The sequence below is a fragment of the Vibrio sp. 10N.222.49.C9 genome, assembly GCF_041474985.1.
GTDB lineage: Bacteria > Pseudomonadota > Gammaproteobacteria > Enterobacterales > Vibrionaceae > Vibrio > Vibrio crassostreae_C.
In genome coordinates this window covers 1-265 of the sequence record NZ_JBFRVD010000874.1, presented here as the reverse complement: position 1 = coordinate 265, position 265 = coordinate 1, and the positions used below count along the sequence as shown (strand labels likewise).

Sequence of the window (265 nt, the reverse complement as noted above, 5' to 3'; positions counted from 1 at the left end):
CTCTAGATAACCATAGAAATCACTATCTTTTAATTCCTGAGCCTTCTCAAGAACATAAGCATAATCCAGCGCAGCTACAGAAGACACAGTACAAAATGACATAAGAACCGCTACAGCAACTCGACTCCTCAGCTTCATCATAAGTCACCTTCCTCTTTATACTTCGCCCACTGGAAATCACGAATTGCCTTGCTAACAGACACACCATAAGCAACAAACTCTCCATCGATAACAACTGCAGGCAAACGCTCAACACCATAAATAC

At 41.9% G+C, this 265-nt stretch carries 1 protein-coding gene; it reads right to left on the bottom strand.

Translation table 11 applies throughout. The features are described from left to right. Nucleotides 1-137 precede the first annotated feature (137 nt). Complete coding sequence (locus tag AB4585_RS26020) at nucleotides 138-263, bottom strand: DUF1525 domain-containing protein (RefSeq protein ID WP_372171659.1); 126 nt, start codon at nucleotides 261-263, stop codon at nucleotides 138-140. Between the last annotated feature and the right edge of the window lie 2 nt (nucleotides 264-265).